Raw genomic sequence first — 18338 nt, 5'->3', positions numbered from 1 at the left:
GCTTTGGGGTCCCGGGGGTTCGCACGCATGTCCGCGGTCAAGTACGTTCGAAGATTCGCAAGGGAGGGCCAGCGCTCGGTGTCATTTTCTATCATCGGTGCGACAACCTTTCTCGAGTAGACCGCACCAGCCAGCTTTTGAGAGCACGGATTTCAGTCGCGGCGCTCCATCTTGGCTCTGTGGGTATGTCCGCTTCATCGTGCCCCATGAGGCTTAGTCGATGCCGTGTCATGGCCAGGTCGGCATACTGCTGGTTCCGGCGCACATACTTGAACGAGACGGGTCGATCAGTCCGGTAATGAACCAACACCTCTGGAAGACAACGAACCCGCAGATCGCGCAACTTGAGGAAGAGTGCGAAATCTTGGGCACGGCGGCAGTTTTCGTCGTAGCCGCCGACCGATTTAATCGTCTCAGCACGGAACATGGTGGACGGATGCGGAATGGGCATCTTGTATTCGAACTGGCGGCGCTGGACTGCGCTATCTTCTGTTGACCACGCAGACACTACCGGGCCGCCCCAGGGGCCAAACTCCGCAATTTGCGAAGCTACCGCTACGAGGTCGGGGTTGCTTTCCATTACGTCGACTTGGACGCTTAAACGATCCTCGAGCGCAAGATCGTCGGCGTCGAGAACTGCGATGTAGGTTCCCGAAGCGACTCTTATTCCTTCATTTCGCGCCGCTCCGGAACCCCCATTGCGCGACATTTGGATGAGGCGCACCCGCGCGTCCTTAGCTGCAATACGCTCAACTATCGAGGCGGTCGTATCCGACGAACCGTCGTCCACGACTAGTAGTTCCCAGTGTTCGAATGTTTGTCGAAGAACTGACTCGATGGATTCACGGATTGTTGACTCATCGTTGAAGGTTGCCATGACCACCGACACTTTAATCATGACGAACTCAACTTCCAATTGGTCACCCGCGGATTAGACCTTTTTTGGTCTAAAATGGAGAACACGTTGTGCCACATCGCCTCGACACTGCGATCGATATGTTCCTGTTGCGACGAAACTCTGCTGTCTCCATGATGGGTAGACGTCGCCGACTCTATCTTCGAGATCGTGTTGGAGCTATCAGTTGGGTCAGCCATACAGCCGACCAGGTCGTACAGCGCCAGTAGCTCTTTGTACTTGTGCGACCAAGAGTGAACAACTACCGGAGTCCGCGAGGTTAAACAGGCAGCAACAGCGTGGTAGCGGCCAGAGACCACAACGGTGGAACTCGCAAGGAAGTCTTTCACGCTCCAGCCGGTAAGCTCGGAGTAGATACCTCCGTCAAGCAGGTCGGATAGCTCCTCAAGGATGGCAAGGTCCTTAGGCCCTTCGTGGAGTAGGCCGGCGACTTCCATGCCTGAACCCTGGGCCCACTCCGCGATATCCCGCAACGATGAGACGTAGCCGTCGCCGCCAACTCGCTCCCTAAGGTTCCAGTTCGGAACGATCACCAACCGATTGCTTCTGCCGGACGTGGACTTGCGATGCTCGCCTAACGTGATGTCGGGCGCGATACGACACATGCTTGGATGGATTCCAAGGGCCAGCAGATGCTCGTATGACGTCTTCTCGCGCGCGAAAACCAGACTGCATCTCTCCAGTGCATTTCGCGACGCTTCGGCAACCGCGCGATTCTCGAAAGGTCCGTACGCTTGAGGTAAAGCGACGATCGGGACCCCGACCCGGCTCCACTGATCATACTTTTTTGCGATCCAAGTGGCGGTATGTGCGCCCCAGGGGTCTCCCAGGGCGTACCCCGACGCGTCGAGGACGCCATCCAGCGCCTTTATCGACGTATACCCGAGCACGTCAAGGCTCGGCGTGATTCTGTCGAGAATCTGGGCTCGGGGATTTCCGACGTAGCTTTTTAAGTTCAGCGATGACCGAAGTGCGCCGTCGACCTTGCCGAACGCAACAGTTGGTCGAAAGCCAGCTCCCTGGGCCCGAGTCGCCGCAGTTGCCAATAGCTGTTCAGCACCGCGATTCCCGCGATCGACTCGTCCAACTTCTGCACCGGTTATCAAGACGTTTCCTGCTATAGCCATTGAGCGACCGCCTTTACGTCGCGCTTTTTGCTCCGAGGGACCAACTGACTCTGTTTCCCGTATCCAATCGCGATTAGCATAACCACTCGTTCGTCTTCGGCAAGACTGACCAAAGTTTCCATTTGCCGGTGCTTCTCGCGGAGGTCTGGCCAGTTGATACAGCAACTATTGAGACCAAGACCTTCAAGGGCAAGCACAAAACCCATAGAGAACAGCCCACCATCTACATAGACCGCATGACGATCACGTTCGTGCTCATATCCGCGGTGCTGGCCGATAACTACCGCAATCAAGGGTATCTGCGATGCGAATCCCGCAGTGCCCATGGGAACACTAGCAACCTTCTCGCGCAATTCAGGATCGTCAACGAGTACCACCCGAAGGCTCTGCCGATTGCATGCGCTCGGTGCTTGTAGTCCGACTGTCACCGCCTGCTCCACGGTAGGTCTCGGTACAGGGCGCTGGTCGAACAGCCGTACAGACCGTCTATGGCTGCTAAGTCGGGCGAGACCTTCGAAGCTTTCAGCGCTGCCGGAAAGCCGCGAATGGGCGAATGGTACGAGCCTCTCGTCGCAAACTTCACTCCTTGACCAGATCGCCCGGGCCTTGAGGATTTCGGGGTGATTCGAAGACGCTGTTGCGGAGAAGAACTGATCGAGCACGTCTCCGGCCCAACGTATTTCGCCTTCGTCAACTTCCGATTTTAGAGCACCAGTAGGTTGACTCAAAGAGAAGTAAGTGCCGACCGTACGTACGATGTAGTCACCGGCGAACGTCTCGCGCATCGGCGACGACGACAGTCCCTTTTCGATCCTATGTATCGACCGTCGCAAAAACATCTGATGCGTATTCGATCGCTCGCCGACATAGTGCATACGAGTCCCGGCCGACACTGCTCGCTGCTCGTCGCTGAAAGCGCCCGAAAAGAGGTAGTATCCGCGTGCGCCTATACATCGCCGGAGGAAGCTAGACGCCGCGGCGATGTTTTCCCGCTTCCACACGCCCAGCTTTTGGCGCGTCAACTTCGCTTTCGTCATCATTTTCCCTCCTTGCCTTGATGGCCTTGTTGCAAATATTTGTGAGCCGTTCATCGCTCATCGCAATCGACCAGACTGAGATCGCCAAGATGCGGCGGCCTTGTTCGGTCGGCAGAAAGACCACGAGAATCGTGAGCGTATAACTTAAAATCGCGGCCAAAACTGCTCCCCATAGCTCGAGGTGGGGTACCAGTATTAAGTTGAGGGCGACATTCAAGCCGAGCCCTACGACGTTACTGAAGAGACTTAGCGTGTAGCGCTTCTCTACAACGAGAATCTTGCTGATGAGCTGACGCTGGAACAAAGGAATCAACGTTATGGCGTATAGCGGCACCAATTGCGCAGCTTCTTTGAAGGCATCACCGTATAAGAGTTCAATCAAAAATGGGCCAGCAATCGCTAGCAGTACAGTCAGCGAGGTGGAGAGACCCAGAACCTGCCTAGCCGCTGACCTGCTAGTTTTGGCATAGTTTGACCCCAGGTTCGCAGATCGTGCCAGATCATTAAATACAACCGTCGTCACCGCAACGGCGACGATAGAGGCTGCCTCGACAAAGCGGCTGGCGGTTGTGTACTGACCCAGTTGAGCAACACCGACCAGTGTCGCGATTACATAGATGTCGGATCTCGTCGACAGGACCGCTGTAATCCCGGACAACCATAGACTTCGCAATTCCCACACCTCGGCGGCACCCGCCCGAAGTTGACTTAGTGATTGTATTAGGACAGACCATACCTCCACGAAACGTGGCAAAAGTACAACTTGCCACATGGCGGCTTCGACACCTTGGACTATCAGGACGCCCTCAAGGCTACCTTTCCAGGCTGCAAGGCACTTCACCGGAAAGAGAAGTGCAACCAGCAGCGACCTTCGACCGGCGATCAATGAATATTGCGATTTACTATTTCTGTATATCTCCGCCACGTCAAATGCGCCGATACCATAACCACATATCGCAGCGCCTAAGGCCGCCGCGAATATTGGACCACGGCCTAGTAGTACTACGAGGACCAATACGGCAATTAAAAATGTCGCAGGTACAAGCAAAAGGCGCGCTGCAACTATTGTCCGTACAAGGTGGGTCCTGTCCCCTGCGTGCACTACCATTTTGTGCAGAGCGGCTCCCGAAATACCTCCGATGGAGACAGCTTGGAGGATCGCAACTGTGGCGAGAACCAACGACAGGTCTCCGAGACTTGCGGGGCCTGCACTACGACCAAGCAAAATTGTCGCAGCGAGAAGACTGGTCATTCTCAACACGTTTGACGCCGACAGTACAGCCGTGCTGCCTCCAACCTTCAATGTCCGGCGTTGGTGTTGACTGCGTGGGGGCACGTCATTCGCAATCAAACTTCACCACCGCTGGCGGGGCCTATCACGGACGTCCTAGCGAACGACAGTTCCATCCCGCTGCTCGCCATCTATCGAAGTCTAAGCAGTTTCTTCCATCAATTACCTTACGGCTTCGTACAGTTTCGCTCAGTTGCTTTGGGTCGAGCCGAATAAACTCTTGCCATTCAGTAAGAACGAGAACTACGTCAGCAGACTGGCACGCGTCGAATGCGCTTGCTGCGTAATCCAGTGTAGGAAAAAGCCTGCGTGAGTTTTCCATGGCCTTCGGGTCATAGACGCTGACAGCGGCCCCGTTTAGCTGGATTTGACCTGCGACATTCAACGCGGGCGAATCGCGTACGTCGTCGGAATCGGGCTTAAACGATGCACCGAGAATACCGATTCTCGAGCCCAACAACGTGCCGCCACAGGCCTCTCTGGCCATTTCGACCATTCGGGCCCTGCGCCTCATGTTAATCTGGTCAACCTCGCGCAAGAAGCTTAACGCCTCGTTGGCGCCAAGTTCTCCGGCGCGAGCCATAAATGCTCTAATGTCCTTTGGCAGACATCCGCCACCGAATCCAATCCCCGCATTCAAGAACTTTCGTCCGATTCGATCGTCGTAACCGATTGCATCTGCCAGCTCCGTCACATCGCCCCCCGCCGCTTCGCAGACCTCTGCGATCGCGTTGATGAACGAAATCTTCGTCGCCAAGAAGGCGTTAGCCGACGCCTTTACAAGTTCAGCAGTCGCCAGGTTAGTGATGACGATCGGAGTGCCGTTCGCTATTGCGTCCGAATATATCTCGCGCGCAACTTCTTCCGCCCGGGTGGGTTGCGACGAGTCGACGCCGATTACCAGCCGGTCTGGCCGCAGTGTGTCGTCGACTGCATGTCCCTCGCGCAAGAATTCGGGATTCCACGCCACCTCGATCTCGACTCCGTCGCGCGCCAGCTCGCGTGCCCGGCGACCGAGGCGCTCCGCGGTTCCTACCGGAACGGTCGACTTTCCGAATATTATCGATGGACGACTGATCAATCCGCTGATGCCTTCGACCACACTGTCAACGTATGAGAGGTCTGCAGCGTACTCACCGCGTTTCTGCGGCGTTCCGACCGCCAGGAAATGCACATCTGCGAAGTCGGCGGCCTCTGCGTAAGAATCAGTAAATTTCAGGCGCCCTTGATCAATGTTTCGCTTCAGGACTTCCTGCAACCCCGGCTCATAGAAGGGAACTTCCCCGGCCTCCAGCTTGGCGAGCTTGGAGGGGTCGACGTCAACGCCGAGAACCTCATGGCCCAAGTCGGCCATGCAAGCCGCGTGGGTCGCACCCAGATAGCCGGTTCCCAGAACGGTCATACGCATGGCCTTCTCCTACTTAGTTACTTGTTCGACGGAGGCCCAGATCTTCAGCTGGTGCTTGATCCACAAGATAAGTCCGTTCATGGACTCTTCGATATCAGATTCGATGCGATCGAAGACTCCACCCGGCCGGCCGATCGGATCTTCGATGTCGAGACGGGCATCAGTGGGATCATTGGATCGCACGGTAGTCCGGTTAGGTTCGGTATCAGATGGATCATCGTCTGGGACCTCACGGGTAGCAAACATTCGCCGCCACCGCGTAGGCGACATCTGACGCGCCGCTGCCCGATGATGTCGTGTCAGACCCAAGACCATTTGGGCTTCATTGACCAAGGCTGGGTTGAGGAGTCGACTCGAGAAGTTTACTGGGTCGAGGGAGCGCTCGTTGAGCACGCGCGTGCTTTCAGGATGCATCGGTTTGCCGTTGAGCGCGCGCGTGCCGGCGCTACTCAATATGAGCTGCAAGCCCAACTGATGGCTCTCCTGCTGCAGCGTTCGGTCGGCCACAGGAGACCGGCAGATGTTACCGGTGCAGACGAATAACACTCTCATCGTGTCAGTAGGCACCGTCGCTCCGCACAACAGCCTTGAAGGTTCGCCAAAGTATCATGGCGTCCTGCATGATTGACCAGTTCTCGACATAAGAGAGGTCGAGCCGAACTGACTCGTCCCAGCTGAGATCTGACCTGCCCGAAACCTGCCAAAGGCCGGTAATCCCTGGACGGACGAGCATTCGCCGCGTAACCAGACCGCTGTACTGCTCTACTTCACTGCGCAAAGGCGGGCGTGGACCGACCAAGCTCATAGACCCACCGAGAACGTTGAAAAGTTGGGGAAGTTCGTCAAAGCTGTACCTACGCATGAATTTTCCGACAGGAGTGATCCGTGGGTCGTCCCGCATCTTGAAGAGAACGCCCGCACCCTCGTTCATTTGTGCGAGCGCCAACTTCTGCTTGTCGGCGCCATCGATCATCGTGCGGAACTTCCACATCTGGAACGGCTCGTTGTTTAGGCCGATACGCTCGGCGCGGTAGAAGATCGGCCCTCGTGATCCGAACTTCACGGCGAATGCGCACGCAACAAATACCGGTGTGACGAGTAGTAAGATCACGGCGGCCCCGAGGCGGTCGAAGGCAGCCTTCAGGAACTTGTTCGCACCTTCGTACCGAGGCTTGTCTATGTGAAGAAGAGGAAGGCCTGCAACCGGCCGAACCATCATACGCGGACCTGCCACGTCCGCGACGCCTGGCGCGATGAGCATGTCGACGTGCATGCCCTCCAGATCCCAGGACAATTCACGCATCACGGAGTGCCCCAGTGTCTCGGCGCAGGTAACTGCAACCGCGGTGGCTCCCGACTTCTCGACTCCGTCCCTGGCATCGCTGCAGTCACCAAAAACGGTCAGGCTTCTGTCCCCGATAGCCACGACATCACGATGGCGCGCCGGGTGCCCTGGAGGCACACAGAGTCCAACAACTTCTAGCCCAAGACCCGGGTTTCGGTCCAGATGAGTAATCAATGGGGCTGCGGAGGTTGGACTTCCGACTACAAGTACTTGATTCAGGTTCCGGCGATTATGGCGTCCGCGAGCAAGATTCCACCGCCAGCACCAGCGTGCCAGCAGCAGACCGAGGGTTCCTGCCGGCAGTGCGATCGCCAGCAAACCCCGGGCGACATCCCACTTGAACAGGAGATCGACAATGGCGAGCAATCCAAAAACAGCGAACGATGCGCGGACGATACGGCTGTACTCTTCGGGACCAGACCCAACTATGCGCTTGTCTGTGCTCTGCACGACGCGCAGCGCGACTATCCATGCGACAACGAACACGCCGGACACAACGACGCCGGGGGTATTGAACCTGCCGATGGGATCAAGCACTGACGGGAACCCAAAGCGGATCTGCTGAGCGCCCAGAACGGCAGCGAAGATGACCAGCGCATCCAAGGCTTGGACTCGACTGACATACGTGTCCGCCCAGGTTTTGATTCTGGGACGCACGGCTGTCGGCGGCGACTGCGGCGGGATGCGCCAGTCAGTGCTCACAGTTCTAGTACTGCGTGTCATCTGTTCCTCCCGGACACCTCAGGCGACTGGCGCTCGTTCTCAAGCGACGGCCAACCCCCGGCCCCAGCGCCAAGTGAAGCATCGAACTCAATCCAAATTGAAGTGGCCGCGTCCCTGTATAAGTCAGTTTCGATTAGCCGAATATGGGAAGACTAGCGCCCTCGAAGTCATTTCGCGACCTAACTGGGTGAATGATATTTGTCAATCATAGCATTACATAACCTTAATTATTGTGTAGTGATTTAAGTCACTTCAGACGGCGCAGGTGTCAGCGTTCATGGCGACAGACGTCCTGATCGTTTTATTGTTTTACGTTGCAGGAGCGGAGATCTGGGTCCGAAATCGCCGAAGCGGCCTAAGAGGGGTCCGAATGTTTGACCCGTCGAGGTTTGGCAAGAGTTTCGGCCAGATTTCAATTCGGATTCAGGGTTGTAGCGTATTACGCACAGGCGCTAAACAGCCCCCTGCTTCGAGCCAGCAACAGCTCGCCACCAAAAATTAGCTACTACGACGACTCACGTTCAAAACGCATATTCCCCGCCGACGCCTAAGGCACCTGGAACTTGCCACGCCCAGCACGCGGCACTCGAAGCGCTCCGTTTCGACGCTCGCGGATGATCGTCACGATCATTTATAACCCATACCCTAGCTTATGTCCATCCGAATGACAGATCTGATCGTCACCGTGTTCAAACTCGAGCGCAATCGACTCGTGCGAGCTGTGCATAGGCTCGATCGCTGGTGAGCGGAGTATCCCGACCGGCCAACGTGTCCACTCGGGCCATGTGGCAATCGTTGCTTTTAAATTGGTTCGGGGTGACACGAGCGCAAGGCCTACCGACGGCCCTTCGCCCTCGGCAACCTTCGCTCGATCGCATGCAACCGACCCCTCAAGGGCTTTCTCTACGGCGCCCCCGACAAATGACTCGGGTTGCGTCCGGATCACGAAGGAACCCGTCACCAAGCGCCGCGAACCGTGCACCGCGGGGCGTACCACCCACGCATGTCGCATCTGCCGAGAGATCGCCGTCTCACGGAGACACACAGGGCATGGAATGACAGAATTCTGATTGCCCCTACAAAAGAACGTTCCGTATATTCATGGTTTCGCGCAGGCCGTACATTTGGTTGCCATCAAATTGGACGGCCGTCGGGAGACAACTTCTGTAGATCGCGCCCGGAACCTCAAAGACCATCCGAGCCCGGCAGACATTGTGGGGTCACCCTCTCCACCGGGTCTCGAGTTCAAAGGACCAACCTGTCCGTGCTGACCAACGTTCTCGCGTTCTGGCAAACTACGGCAATGAGCAATCGACGGCCACAGGCCGATCTTCGACGTCCGGACAGGCGGTCGACCATCGTGGGGGTTTTTGTGGCAGCGATTCTCGCGATCGCGCTGATCGCCGGATTCGCTTGGGATCGTCAACGCACTAGCGAAATGAACGGCCACGAAGCGACCCCTGTTCACTCCAGCATCGCGGACGCGGCGGATTACCCGACGCTGCAGATCCCCGACGACCCGAAGGTGTTGTTTCTGGGTGACTCCATAACCGACGGCTCGGCAGCCACGAAGAAGTCCGCTCTCGGTTTCGCGCCGCGACTCGCTGCGCTCCAGGGCTGGGACGACTACCGGGTCAACGGCGTCGGTAAGTCGGGTTTTCTTTCGCCTGGTATCAGCGAGGCGGCACATCGGAACTACCGCGACCGGCTTCAGGAAGTTTATTTCACAAAGTCGTATTCACCGAATGTCATCATCTTCCAGGCCGGCGCGAACGACGCGGACTTTGCGGTTTCTGATGTCCAAGCGAAGGTAGTTGAAACGGTGGAAGTAGCACGCAAATATTGGCCCGGTGTGCAGATCGCCCTCGTTGGGCCGATCGGCGGCGCGGGTCTACTTTCCGATGTTAACAGAGCATACTCCCGGGGTGCTTATGAAGCGAAGATCCCGTACGTCGACGCCCTGGACAATCCCATTATAGAGCTTGATGAACGCGCCGAGTTAATCAGCGACGACGGGTGGCATCCTAATGATGCAGGGCATGCGCGTATCGCCGAACAACTGCATAAGCGCCTTGCAGCCTTTTCGCCAGCCGACAAGTAGTTGCAAGGCTTGGCGAGAGAGTAAGCATGCCCGTACGGCTGCCCCACCACCGAACCTTCCGGCATGATAGTAGATCCTGCCTGAAAGTTCGCGCGAGCATGGCAGACGGAGTCGACACGCTCTACGACCGGCCTGCTAGGCGTCACCCCTCGGCTTGGTATTCGAGATCACGAGGCTAACCACGCTGCCGATGAACATCGCGACTATTGATCGACTACCTACCTGCACAGTGATTGCTCTGGCGTCGATCCAAACGACTTCTAGTAAGCCATCTTACTACAATTGAAACGGGTCTAAACGGCTCACGTTGGTCAGTCCATCCGAGCACGCGGTGCCGACTGTGATCCCACCACCGCGCTAGTTCGGGTTGCACCGAGTTGCGGCTAATCCTTCGCTGTTAGACGTCCGTACATGGGAATTGCCCGAAAAGGCGTCACGGCTATTCGCAATGGGGCATTCTGTCTTCGGGTCGGACCGAAGTCCATCCGGCAATAGAAAAGATCGAAAGGATCGCAAATGTCGTCAGAACTGTTCGGGTTCATTGAAGTTTTCGGCCAGATTATTCAATTCGTTGTTACCAGCCTGTTTGCAGGTAGCTCGGGTGGATAGAAGCATTGACGGACCCCGGGGTCTCCGGGGTCCGTACCCGTCTTGACGGTGGTGGAGTGACCAATCCCCCACTGCCGCCGACTGCTCGACGACGCTTCCGCACATAAACTGGCGGTATGCCTCAGCGCGTCTTCCGCGGCAGCGAACTCATTTGTGCCGCAACGGGTGGTGCTTTGGGCGCCGGAGCACGGTTGCTGCTCGATGAGTGGTATCCCGGTCCTCGACACGACTTCGCTGTCAGTCTGATCGCAATCGGTGTATCCGGTGTGGTACTCGGCGCGTTGTCGACGGGCGGGGATCGACGAACTATGCGCTGGTTCGCGCTCGGCTTCTCAAGCGGACTAGGCGCTCTCAGCGTCGCGGTCATTGTTGCCACGACTTCCACTCACGTCTGGATGTCCGTCGCGTACCTGGTCGCAACGGTTTTCGTCGCCACCGGCGCCATCGCCACGGGCCGGCTCACCGCCCGACTCGGCGCTCGATGAGTCCGTTTCTCCAAGTCACGCTGGGTGGCGCCGCAGGCGGCGCCTTCGCCTACTGTGCCCTCACGTTGTTGCCGTGGCGAGACCAGCGGATTGTCCTCGCGCTGAACGCGTTCAGTGCTGCGCTCCTCGCCGTCGCCGTGGCCGGCGAGTCGCAAACATCCTGGTCGGTCACCACCGCAATGATCGGATTCTCGGGGGCCAGCTCGTCGCTTGCGGTGATGTCCACCCTTCCACGGCGTATCTCCGCACAGGGGGCGGGTGCAATCTTCCTGACCGTCCTACAGAATGTCGCGATTTCAGCACTGGCAGCGGTTGACGCCTACTTGATCAGTCACATCGCGTACACGGTGTACGGCAAGCTCACATGAACGACTGCGCGCTATAGAAAACGATCGCACCCCACCACCGCTGCCTTCACAAAGCCCACCACCTGGTAGGCATACACGCTCTCCCACTTGGCGAGTGAGAAGTCATAGGCGCGGGGTACTCCAGTCATCGTCACCTTCCCCGTGAAGCACTCAGAGAAGACGAAGCGTGCACGCAAGAGGTGATACCTCCAGCTGATGACGATGACGTGGTCCCATCCGAACCGTTCTGCCATCTGCTGGGTGAAGACTGCCTCGCCACGAGTCGTTCCGGGTTGCGGTTTGAAGCACACGACTTCTACTTCAGGGGTCGAGGCAGCGCAGGCCTTCTTCATGACCTTGTCACCGGACCAGTACGGGTTCGAGAGTAGGACGGTGTCGGCGTATCCCCGTTTGGCCAGGTCCACCCCGTAGGCTTCACGGCCGTCGTGTTCACCACCGAGAACAACAATCGCATCTGCCCTGGTCACTGGATCCATGTGGCCCTTGGTGAACAGCAGGTAACCCGAAACTCCCAGCAGCACAGGTAAAACGACGAGAACGACACAGACTGCGATCAGTAACCTACGAGCCCATCTCATTGGTACTGATTGTAATTCCGGCCGGCCTCATCCGCTGACCATGGAAGCCTTCAGCTCAACCCCAGCGACCTCGACAGCATCGGCCACGAAGCATGGAAATCATCGTTCCAGTAACTCCAGGCGTGAGTGCCCGTCAACCGGAAGTGCGTGGTCGGACGCATACCCAGGGCAGTCAAACGGATCGCGAAAGCGCGGGTACATCCATTGGTCACCGCCTCAATCGCGCCACCAGCGATGATCTGGTCCGCCAACTTAGCTATATCGCCGCCGATGTAGGAATCGTTCAGTCGATCGTATCGGCCCGGCAGGCCGCTACCCGCAGACAAGAAGACTGCCGTGCCTCGCAATCGTTCGGCGTGAACCCACGGATCGTGAGCGGCCCATTCCGGATCGTTGGACGGCCCGTACATGTTTTCCGGGTTTCCCACCCCGACGTGGTTCATCGTGATCCGAATCAGCGCCTGCCCGACGGGATCGCTCACGTTGGCACACGCGCTGTAGGCAGCAACACCGTCGTAGAGGCCAGGTTTCGCGATCGCTAACTGCAGAGCAGACGTTCCTACGCGTGACATCCCCGCCACCGCGTTACGCCCGGTGGTCCCGAGCATGTCGTCGATTACCGGCGGGAGTTCCTTGGTCATGAACGTCTCCCACTTGGCGACACCCACATCGGGATCGGGACTCTTCCAGTCCGTCCAGTAGGCGTTGATACCGCCTGCGGGCGATACGATGTTGACGTGAGCATCGTCGAGATACCGGGCGATGTCGGTGGAGGCATACCTCGCGCCACCATCGAGCAGATAGAGAACCGGGGCCGGCGTTGCCGTGTCTTTGGGTCGCCGAATATGCACAGGCACCGAGCGCTTCATCGCACTCGAATACACCTGCACCACTGATTCTCGTTCAGTTCCCACCGCAGCCCGGTTCATTATCGTTCGATCCCGCTGAGCCAACTCTTGATCCCAGTATCCGATGTCGCCACTGGACGTGGCGCTCGAGTTCGGCGGCGGGGCAGGCGCTGCTGTCACTGCGTGGGCGCTCGTAGCAAAACATGCCATCGCCGCTAAACACACGACAGCACGCGAAAGTTTCTTCATTGTCCCCGACTCTCAATCACCCAGCAACCAACCACGGATGATTCTCCGACAATTCGGGCACATTTGCACTTCGGCGATCTAGCTCTCCTGCGCACCGCAGCGCCCAGGGAATCAGCGGTGACTTCAGGCGGAAAAGGTCGGCAGGCCCCGGGATCGGTCTTCTCGGCGCAAGACTTCAGCCTTCTCTTCGAGATCGGCGTGGCTCACCACCCGTCCGATGAGCACCGCGACCGCGATCGCCACGAACACCCACACCACGACGACAGCTGCGATGCCAATCCACATGTTGTCCAGTATGGATATCTCAGGGGGTGGAAACGGAGTCAGAACGGTCTCATGTCGGTCACAGGCGGCCGAGAGTCACGCCGAATTACCCCGGTCTATCGCTCGTCGGTGCGTGCACTGCTGTCGCCGACGTAGAGCACAGCAGCCGGCTCACCGTGACCGCCACGACGGAGGACGTCGCTTTCTACCCGAGTCTGCTGGCCGATGACGTTCATTTCGGCGCAACGTCTCGGCCTCGTCCTCCAGATCGGCATGGCTCACCACCCGTCCGATGAGCACCGCGACCGCGATCGCCACGAGTACCCACACGACGGCTCCTATGCCGACCCACCACCACCACACCCGAACGAGTATGGAGCAGGAAATCCAGTTAGAGGGAATCCGTGTTGCAATTGATCGTGACGGTCAGAATCCGTCGCAACTACCGCAGGCGCAATGCGAACTCTCGCCTATCGGCGAAACCGTCCTTTGGATAAGCCTTAGTGATCGTCACAATCAATTCTGCGATCTGGCTTTCTTTCTGGGGCCTCGGTGGTCATAATTCTGCCAATGTGGTGGTGGAGCGGCATCGGGGCCGTTGTATGGATACTCGCGTCGGTCGCGGTTGCGTTGACGGTCGGCCAAATGGTCAGGCGTGCCGATATTCGAGAGCAAATTCACGCTCAACCGCCTTTCAGTGATGCGACGTCGGGCATCGAACGTGGCCAAATCTTCTCTCGCCCAGTCATGTTGACCTCCACCGCGGTGTCAATCGACGCCCCGCGGTCGCTCCGCGTGTGAGACCACGACCCACCAAGCCGTAGTTGAGCGTCCCCTGGCGGCACCCCCCCTCGTTACTGCGAGTAAGCAAAGTCACCGTTAGGTCGGCTTGCTTTCTATTTTGACCCCATTCGCTCCGACCGATGCCGATGGCGAACGCCCGTCGACAGGCTCGGTCGAACAGAGCGCCGGGACGTTATAGCGGCTGACTTATCTCATCGGACGAGCATCTCCGGAAACTGACGCGTTTAGCAGTATCTAGCCTTGGGCAGACTGCAACTGATCAGAGATTGAATACGCCGAGAAGATATTTCCGTAACCCGACTTATCGGTCCGGAGGCCGCGAATGGGCGAATCGACGACCAAATTCATGCGCAACGCTCGCCGGGTCTCAGGCGTCCCACCAGAACTTCTCGGCGTCGACCCGATGGAAGACGACCCTACCGCCAGAGCGGTCCAGCAACACCAGGCTGACGCCCTCTCAGCCGCTTTGTGGTGCGCCTCCGCATACGTCATGGATGGGCTCTTCGAAGATCTCCTCGGCAGGTCTGCGGATGAGTCCAAGGCGGCAATGACCGCCGACGGGACCATCCTGCCGTTCCTACCGAGGCGTTTCGCTCGAAAGTACGACTTCCAATTCGTGCAGAAACTGATCGTGGCAGGAGCCGATCTGTTCGCCCGACTGACGCGAGAATGGTCGCCGCCGGACTGCGTCGCTCAAGAGCTCCTGGTCCGCGTGTTGTTCGATCACGTGCAGTTCTACAAAGACACCTATGGCCTCGACCTCGCCGAGGACTGGCGATCCACTCTGGCACGAGAATTGCTGGTCGGCCCAGGTAACGGCCACTCGTTCGGTTCCGACGAGAGCGATGCCGACCTCGGCCGATGCAACATGACATCTGTGGAGTTCGAGAACTGGTTCGAGCCATTCGACGGGCGGCGCCTACCCCCTTACGTCGAGTCACTTGAATCTCGCGGGCGCCCATGACCTCGCCGCTCTCAACGCCGACTCCACGCTGCTGACAAAGGTTCAGGACACGTGGTACGAGAGATCGTTCCGCGTCGTGAAAGCCGCCGAGTCGTCGGTCGGCTCGGTCACGTGCGTCTCCGGACCGCTTGCGGTCTTCCGCCGCGACGCCACCTGGAACTACCTCCCCGCCTGGGCCAACGACCCCATTCTCGGCGCCGAGCTCACGCATCAGTAACTCCGCGGTCGAGATCTCATCGCAGATCGTCCGCGATCACTACGTTGCTGCGTTCACCAATCAGAGCCACGCGATAGCGCCGGCACCGGTCTCCGCCGAACAGGTCACCCCGCTGGAACGACTGGAGATCAAGCGCGGGGACACCGAACGTGCACTGTTCGAACGCATGCGGGGTGCGCAGACCCTGCCCGTTGCCACGAAGGACCCCATTGCCGTCGACAGCAGTTGGCTCGAACCCGGACGATACTTCCGCGGTCCGGTCGACGACAGCGAACTGGCCTCGGTAATCGTTCGATTCGACGCCGACACCCTGACCTACACCGAGGCGCTGTGGGCGGCGCAACGCACCGATCAGTGGACCGACTACACACTGACCGGCACTGCAATCGACATCCGACAAGGTATGTCCACCGGGCTGCGGGTGCGGACCGGCTCGGCCAACCAGACGGCCGCCACCACGGTGCTCCGGGCCGGCCCCAGTCACGGCGTCAAGATCACGGTGTCGCCGGAGCGGACCCAGATCTGGGTTGACGGCGCGGTCGTCGCCAGTGTTCCGTCAAACGACGGCCGCGGAGGTTTCAGTGTGATCGGCAACAGAACAGCGCCGGCGCAGCCGTTCCCCGCGTGGACAAATCTGCAGATCGCGCCGCGTTGATCCACGCGAACGTTTCGCGGCGCCACGCCTTGAGGGTGGGTCTCGGCGTGATTGCGGCCGGCGGCCTGGCAGCGTGCGGTGGCGGCCACGGGTCGCCCGCGGACAAGGTCTGGGCGCCCTCGTTCGCTGCAGGACGGGGGCTCGTCACCAATGAGTTCGCGCAGCGTCGACCCGAGGGTGAAGGGGCCGTCAGCTCACCAGACTGGACTGTGACCAGCGGATCGTTGTTTCATGACGGTGGGTGTGGGTGGAGTGGACCCATCGACGGCAACTCCCCAGACTCCGGCTCGACGGAGGCGACCGGTCCAGCTGTCCTGAGGGCTCTGTTCCAGCGTCAGGACTTCGACCGCTTCGCTATGACGTGCGAATTATGGGCTGATGAGCCGATCACAACCGAACGAACCCCGGAGCAGGACTACGACGGTGTCCATCTTCTGTTCGGGTACCGCTCCCCTGACGATCTGTACGCGGTGACTTTGGTCCGGCGTTCGGAAACGATCGTGTGGAAGCGTAAGGCTCCCGCGGCAGCGGGTCCGGCGTATATCGCACCACCGCCACGGCACCGCTTCCGGCAATAACCCGGGCATGGACAAATTTCAAAGTAGACATCGGCGTATCCGATGACTTTGTTTCCCTCGCCGTCCACCAAGACGGCGCACTCGTACTCGGTGCAATCGATATCGGTGCGCAACAACGGCCGCCCCAACTGCAGCCTGGGCGAGTCGGCTGGCGCGGCGACAACACCGAGTTCTGGTTTCGGGAAATGTCGGTCACGCCTGTGCGCGACTGACCTGGCCCCCGAAGGCGATGAAACGCCGGAAGGCCAGGTCAGACGTACAAGATCTTTCTCTCAAATCAAACGACGGTGGTTACGATCCGAACGTCGAGATGATGAATGCGATGATCTCGAGGATGTCCACATTGAATACTGAGGTCATAATTCACTCCTTAAATGTCAACATACTTATCGATGATAAGAGTTGAACGGTCGGGACAAAGGCATCGTGCCGCTTCAGCATAGAGAGTCATATGAGAAGTGGGGCGGCAAGTTCGAATTAATTTCCGGAAACACATGCCATTCATCTGAATGCACTACCCGGCGCCTGAGTCGAACTATTCGACTTTCCCGGCGCATGACAACGGGCCGGTCACCGAGAGAATGTCCTCGGCGAGCCGGCCCGCATCCTAGAGTTACCTAATGAAGCATTGCCGATGCTCTAGATCACGGCAGTCCGGCGAGGAAGAAGCGCAAGAGGTCCATCGCCCACGGAGTTGTGTTGAGGAAGCCGTCGATGGCGGCGTCGATTGTGGTGTATGTAGACATTGATGTCTCCCTTTTGTTCGGCTGTAAATGCCGTCGTCCCAGAGGCGAGAGCAATGCCGACGCCCATGGTCACACGTTGTCCCCCATGGTTTCTGCAGGGGTCACGGCGAACAATACAGGCGGGGTTCCGGGGAGGCGCAGCACCCGGTGGCTATCAAGTAAGGGTGGTGCCGCCCGGCATCCGGACGGCACCACCACGAGGACAGGGATCAGTCACCTGGCGGCGACTGGACTACTGAGTTGCATACCCCGGCACGACCATCTGACCGGGCGCAACGGAGCACAAGCTACGTCGATAGGCACCTCCCTCATCGTCCTGGCCCGCCACACTCCGATGGCGCGACCACATCTCTGTGGAAGATGTTTTAGCACCCACTCGTACCGCCCGCAAGACTCTCGGCGGGAGTTTTTCGACTCAATCGTGCTCACACACAGCAGGACTGGTAGTGCAGGCGAAGCCATCCAGCGGCCGCGACACTGATCGACGCCGAAGCACGCATACTGAACCGGTGAAAATTCTTGTGGTGTGCACCGGCAACATCTGCCGGTCACCGATTGCCCAGCGCATGCTCGAACAGCGGAGCAGCGAGCTCGGATTGGGTTGGACCGTCTCCAGTGCCGGTACCCGCGCCATGAACGGCCACGACATGCACCCCGAGAGCGCCCGAGCTTTGCGGGCTCTAGGGCTCGATCCACTACCGTTCGCTTCCCGCTTTCTCACCCCTCCCCTGATAGCCGACAGCGACCTGGTCCTGTGCCTGGCGCGCGACCATCGGGCAGCAGCCCGCCAGTTGGCGCCGATCCGGTGGCGCACGATCATCACTCTTCGCGAAGCGGGCCTCGACCCTGCCGTCAGCGCAGACCGGAACGCTGCGTCTCTGGACATCGCGGATCCCCTGGGTAAACCGGCCGCAGAGTTCGACAGGGCCGCCGCTGAGATCGCCGAGGCTGTCGACGCTGCGATCCCCGTGATCACCCGGGGGCTGTAACGGGGAATCAACACCGCTTCGACGCTTCTTCTCTGG

Annotated in this window: 18 protein-coding genes; 8 read left to right on the top strand and 10 right to left on the bottom strand. The window is 58.7% G+C overall.

The features are described 5' to 3' along the window. Positions 1-91 precede the first annotated feature (91 nt). From DFR67_RS04400 to DFR67_RS04370, 7 genes are all read right to left on the bottom strand, one after another. Positions 92-916, bottom strand: coding sequence for a glycosyltransferase family 2 protein (locus DFR67_RS04400; RefSeq protein ID WP_146240364.1), 825 nt, complete (start codon positions 914-916; stop codon positions 92-94). Beyond that, positions 895-2043, bottom strand: a complete 1149-nt coding sequence (locus DFR67_RS04395) for a polysaccharide pyruvyl transferase family protein (RefSeq protein ID WP_110468189.1) — start codon at positions 2041-2043, stop codon at positions 895-897. Before DFR67_RS04395 ends, DFR67_RS04400 begins: the two co-directional genes overlap by 22 nt. Further along, positions 2034-3080: a nitroreductase family protein gene (locus DFR67_RS04390; RefSeq protein WP_158539891.1), complete on the bottom strand. Its 1047-nt coding sequence runs from the start codon at positions 3078-3080 to the stop codon at positions 2034-2036. Before DFR67_RS04390 ends, DFR67_RS04395 begins: the two co-directional genes overlap by 10 nt. Then, positions 3010-4332, bottom strand: a complete 1323-nt coding sequence (locus DFR67_RS04385; RefSeq protein ID WP_110468187.1) for a lipopolysaccharide biosynthesis protein — start codon at positions 4330-4332, stop codon at positions 3010-3012. Before DFR67_RS04385 ends, DFR67_RS04390 begins: the two co-directional genes overlap by 71 nt. A 124-nt stretch (positions 4333-4456) precedes the next feature. Continuing rightward, entirely contained in the window at positions 4457-5779 is a 1323-nt protein-coding gene (locus DFR67_RS04380) for a UDP-glucose dehydrogenase family protein (RefSeq protein ID WP_110468186.1), read from the bottom strand. A gap of 9 nt (positions 5780-5788) precedes the next feature. Then, positions 5789-6331 carry an arsenate reductase/protein-tyrosine-phosphatase family protein gene (locus DFR67_RS04375; RefSeq protein ID WP_281268308.1) on the bottom strand — a complete coding sequence of 181 codons (543 nt, stop codon included), beginning with the start codon at positions 6329-6331 and terminating at the stop codon, positions 5789-5791. A gap of 4 nt (positions 6332-6335) precedes the next feature. Continuing rightward, positions 6336-7847, bottom strand: coding sequence for a sugar transferase (locus tag DFR67_RS04370; protein WP_110468184.1), 1512 nt, complete (start codon positions 7845-7847; stop codon positions 6336-6338). A gap of 1264 nt (positions 7848-9111) precedes the next feature. Here DFR67_RS04370 and DFR67_RS04365 point away from each other — a divergent pair. The 3 genes from DFR67_RS04365 (at position 9112) to DFR67_RS04355 (ending at position 11410) form a co-directional block, all read left to right on the top strand. Continuing rightward, the gene (locus DFR67_RS04365; protein WP_158539889.1) at positions 9112-9948 is read left to right on the top strand and encodes an SGNH/GDSL hydrolase family protein; all 837 of its coding nucleotides are present in this window, start codon (positions 9112-9114) and stop codon (positions 9946-9948) included. Positions 9949-10673: 725 nt separating this feature from the next. After that, complete coding sequence (locus DFR67_RS04360; RefSeq protein WP_110468182.1) at positions 10674-11042, top strand: hypothetical protein; 369 nt, start codon at positions 10674-10676, stop codon at positions 11040-11042. Beyond that, positions 11039-11410, top strand: coding sequence for a hypothetical protein (locus DFR67_RS04355; RefSeq protein ID WP_110468181.1), 372 nt, complete (start codon positions 11039-11041; stop codon positions 11408-11410). Before DFR67_RS04360 ends, DFR67_RS04355 begins: the two co-directional genes overlap by 4 nt. Positions 11411-11421: 11 nt before the next feature. Here the strand turns inward: DFR67_RS04355 and DFR67_RS04350 are convergent, their stop codons facing one another. The 3 genes from DFR67_RS04350 to DFR67_RS30395 all read right to left on the bottom strand — a co-directional run bounded on the left by DFR67_RS04350 (position 11422) and on the right by DFR67_RS30395 (position 13370). Then, positions 11422-11988 (bottom strand): YdcF family protein, encoded by a 567-nt coding sequence (locus tag DFR67_RS04350; RefSeq protein ID WP_110468180.1) that lies wholly within the window; start codon positions 11986-11988, stop codon positions 11422-11424. A 50-nt stretch (positions 11989-12038) separates the two neighbouring features. Continuing rightward, positions 12039-12902, bottom strand: coding sequence for an alpha/beta hydrolase (locus DFR67_RS04345; protein WP_245937716.1), 864 nt, complete (start codon positions 12900-12902; stop codon positions 12039-12041). 306 nt (positions 12903-13208) lie between these two features. After that, positions 13209-13370, bottom strand: a complete 162-nt coding sequence (locus DFR67_RS30395; protein ID WP_158539888.1) for a hypothetical protein — start codon at positions 13368-13370, stop codon at positions 13209-13211. A 1105-nt stretch (positions 13371-14475) separates the two neighbouring features. On the opposite strand from DFR67_RS30395, the gene DFR67_RS04335 reads away from it, so the two are divergent. The 5 genes from DFR67_RS04335 to DFR67_RS04315 all read left to right on the top strand — a co-directional run bounded on the left by DFR67_RS04335 (position 14476) and on the right by DFR67_RS04315 (position 18302). Beyond that, entirely contained in the window at positions 14476-15117 is a 642-nt protein-coding gene (locus DFR67_RS04335; protein WP_110468177.1) for a hypothetical protein, read from the top strand. Then, positions 15095-15334 carry a glycosyltransferase family protein gene (locus tag DFR67_RS04330; protein WP_245937715.1) on the top strand — a complete coding sequence of 80 codons (240 nt, stop codon included), beginning with the start codon at positions 15095-15097 and terminating at the stop codon, positions 15332-15334. Before DFR67_RS04335 ends, DFR67_RS04330 begins: the two co-directional genes overlap by 23 nt. Before the next feature lie 166 nt (positions 15335-15500). Beyond that, positions 15501-15989 carry a hypothetical protein gene (locus DFR67_RS04325; protein WP_110468176.1) on the top strand — a complete coding sequence of 163 codons (489 nt, stop codon included), beginning with the start codon at positions 15501-15503 and terminating at the stop codon, positions 15987-15989. Further along, the gene (locus DFR67_RS04320) at positions 15959-16567 is read left to right on the top strand and encodes a hypothetical protein (RefSeq protein WP_110468175.1); all 609 of its coding nucleotides are present in this window, start codon (positions 15959-15961) and stop codon (positions 16565-16567) included. The genes DFR67_RS04325 and DFR67_RS04320 overlap by 31 nt, the downstream gene beginning before the upstream one ends. 1255 nt (positions 16568-17822) lie before the next feature. Then, complete coding sequence (locus tag DFR67_RS04315) at positions 17823-18302, top strand: arsenate reductase/protein-tyrosine-phosphatase family protein (RefSeq protein ID WP_158539887.1); 480 nt, start codon at positions 17823-17825, stop codon at positions 18300-18302. Positions 18303-18338 lie beyond the last annotated feature (36 nt).

This window comes from Williamsia limnetica (genome assembly GCF_003217475.1).
Lineage (GTDB): Bacteria > Actinomycetota > Actinomycetes > Mycobacteriales > Mycobacteriaceae > Williamsia > Williamsia limnetica.
Note: the sequence above shows the minus strand (reverse complement) of the source record. Positions and strands in the feature narration are given on the sequence as shown.

Bases quoted from the DNA above. Each gene is read 5' to 3' on its own strand.
- DFR67_RS04385 (WP_110468187.1), bottom strand. From the start codon at position 4,332: ATGACCAGTCTTCTCGCTGCGACAATTTTGCTTGGTCGTAGTGCAGGC.
- DFR67_RS04350 (WP_110468180.1), bottom strand. From the start codon at position 11,988: ATGAGATGGGCTCGTAGGTTACTGATCGCAGTCTGTGTCGTTCTCGTC.
- DFR67_RS30395 (WP_158539888.1), bottom strand. From the start codon at position 13,370: ATGTGGATTGGCATCGCAGCTGTCGTCGTGGTGTGGGTGTTCGTGGCG.
- DFR67_RS04370 (WP_110468184.1), bottom strand. From the start codon at position 7,847: ATGACACGCAGTACTAGAACTGTGAGCACTGACTGGCGCATCCCGCCG.
- DFR67_RS04335 (WP_110468177.1), top strand. From the start codon at position 14,476: ATGGGCGAATCGACGACCAAATTCATGCGCAACGCTCGCCGGGTCTCA.
- DFR67_RS04360 (WP_110468182.1), top strand. From the start codon at position 10,674: ATGCCTCAGCGCGTCTTCCGCGGCAGCGAACTCATTTGTGCCGCAACG.
- DFR67_RS04380 (WP_110468186.1), bottom strand. From the start codon at position 5,779: ATGCGTATGACCGTTCTGGGAACCGGCTATCTGGGTGCGACCCACGCG.
- DFR67_RS04375 (WP_281268308.1), bottom strand. From the start codon at position 6,331: ATGAGAGTGTTATTCGTCTGCACCGGTAACATCTGCCGGTCTCCTGTG.
- DFR67_RS04325 (WP_110468176.1), top strand. From the start codon at position 15,501: ATGCGGGGTGCGCAGACCCTGCCCGTTGCCACGAAGGACCCCATTGCC.
- DFR67_RS04355 (WP_110468181.1), top strand. From the start codon at position 11,039: ATGAGTCCGTTTCTCCAAGTCACGCTGGGTGGCGCCGCAGGCGGCGCC.
- DFR67_RS04390 (WP_158539891.1), bottom strand. From the start codon at position 3,080: ATGACGAAAGCGAAGTTGACGCGCCAAAAGCTGGGCGTGTGGAAGCGG.
- DFR67_RS04395 (WP_110468189.1), bottom strand. From the start codon at position 2,043: ATGGCTATAGCAGGAAACGTCTTGATAACCGGTGCAGAAGTTGGACGA.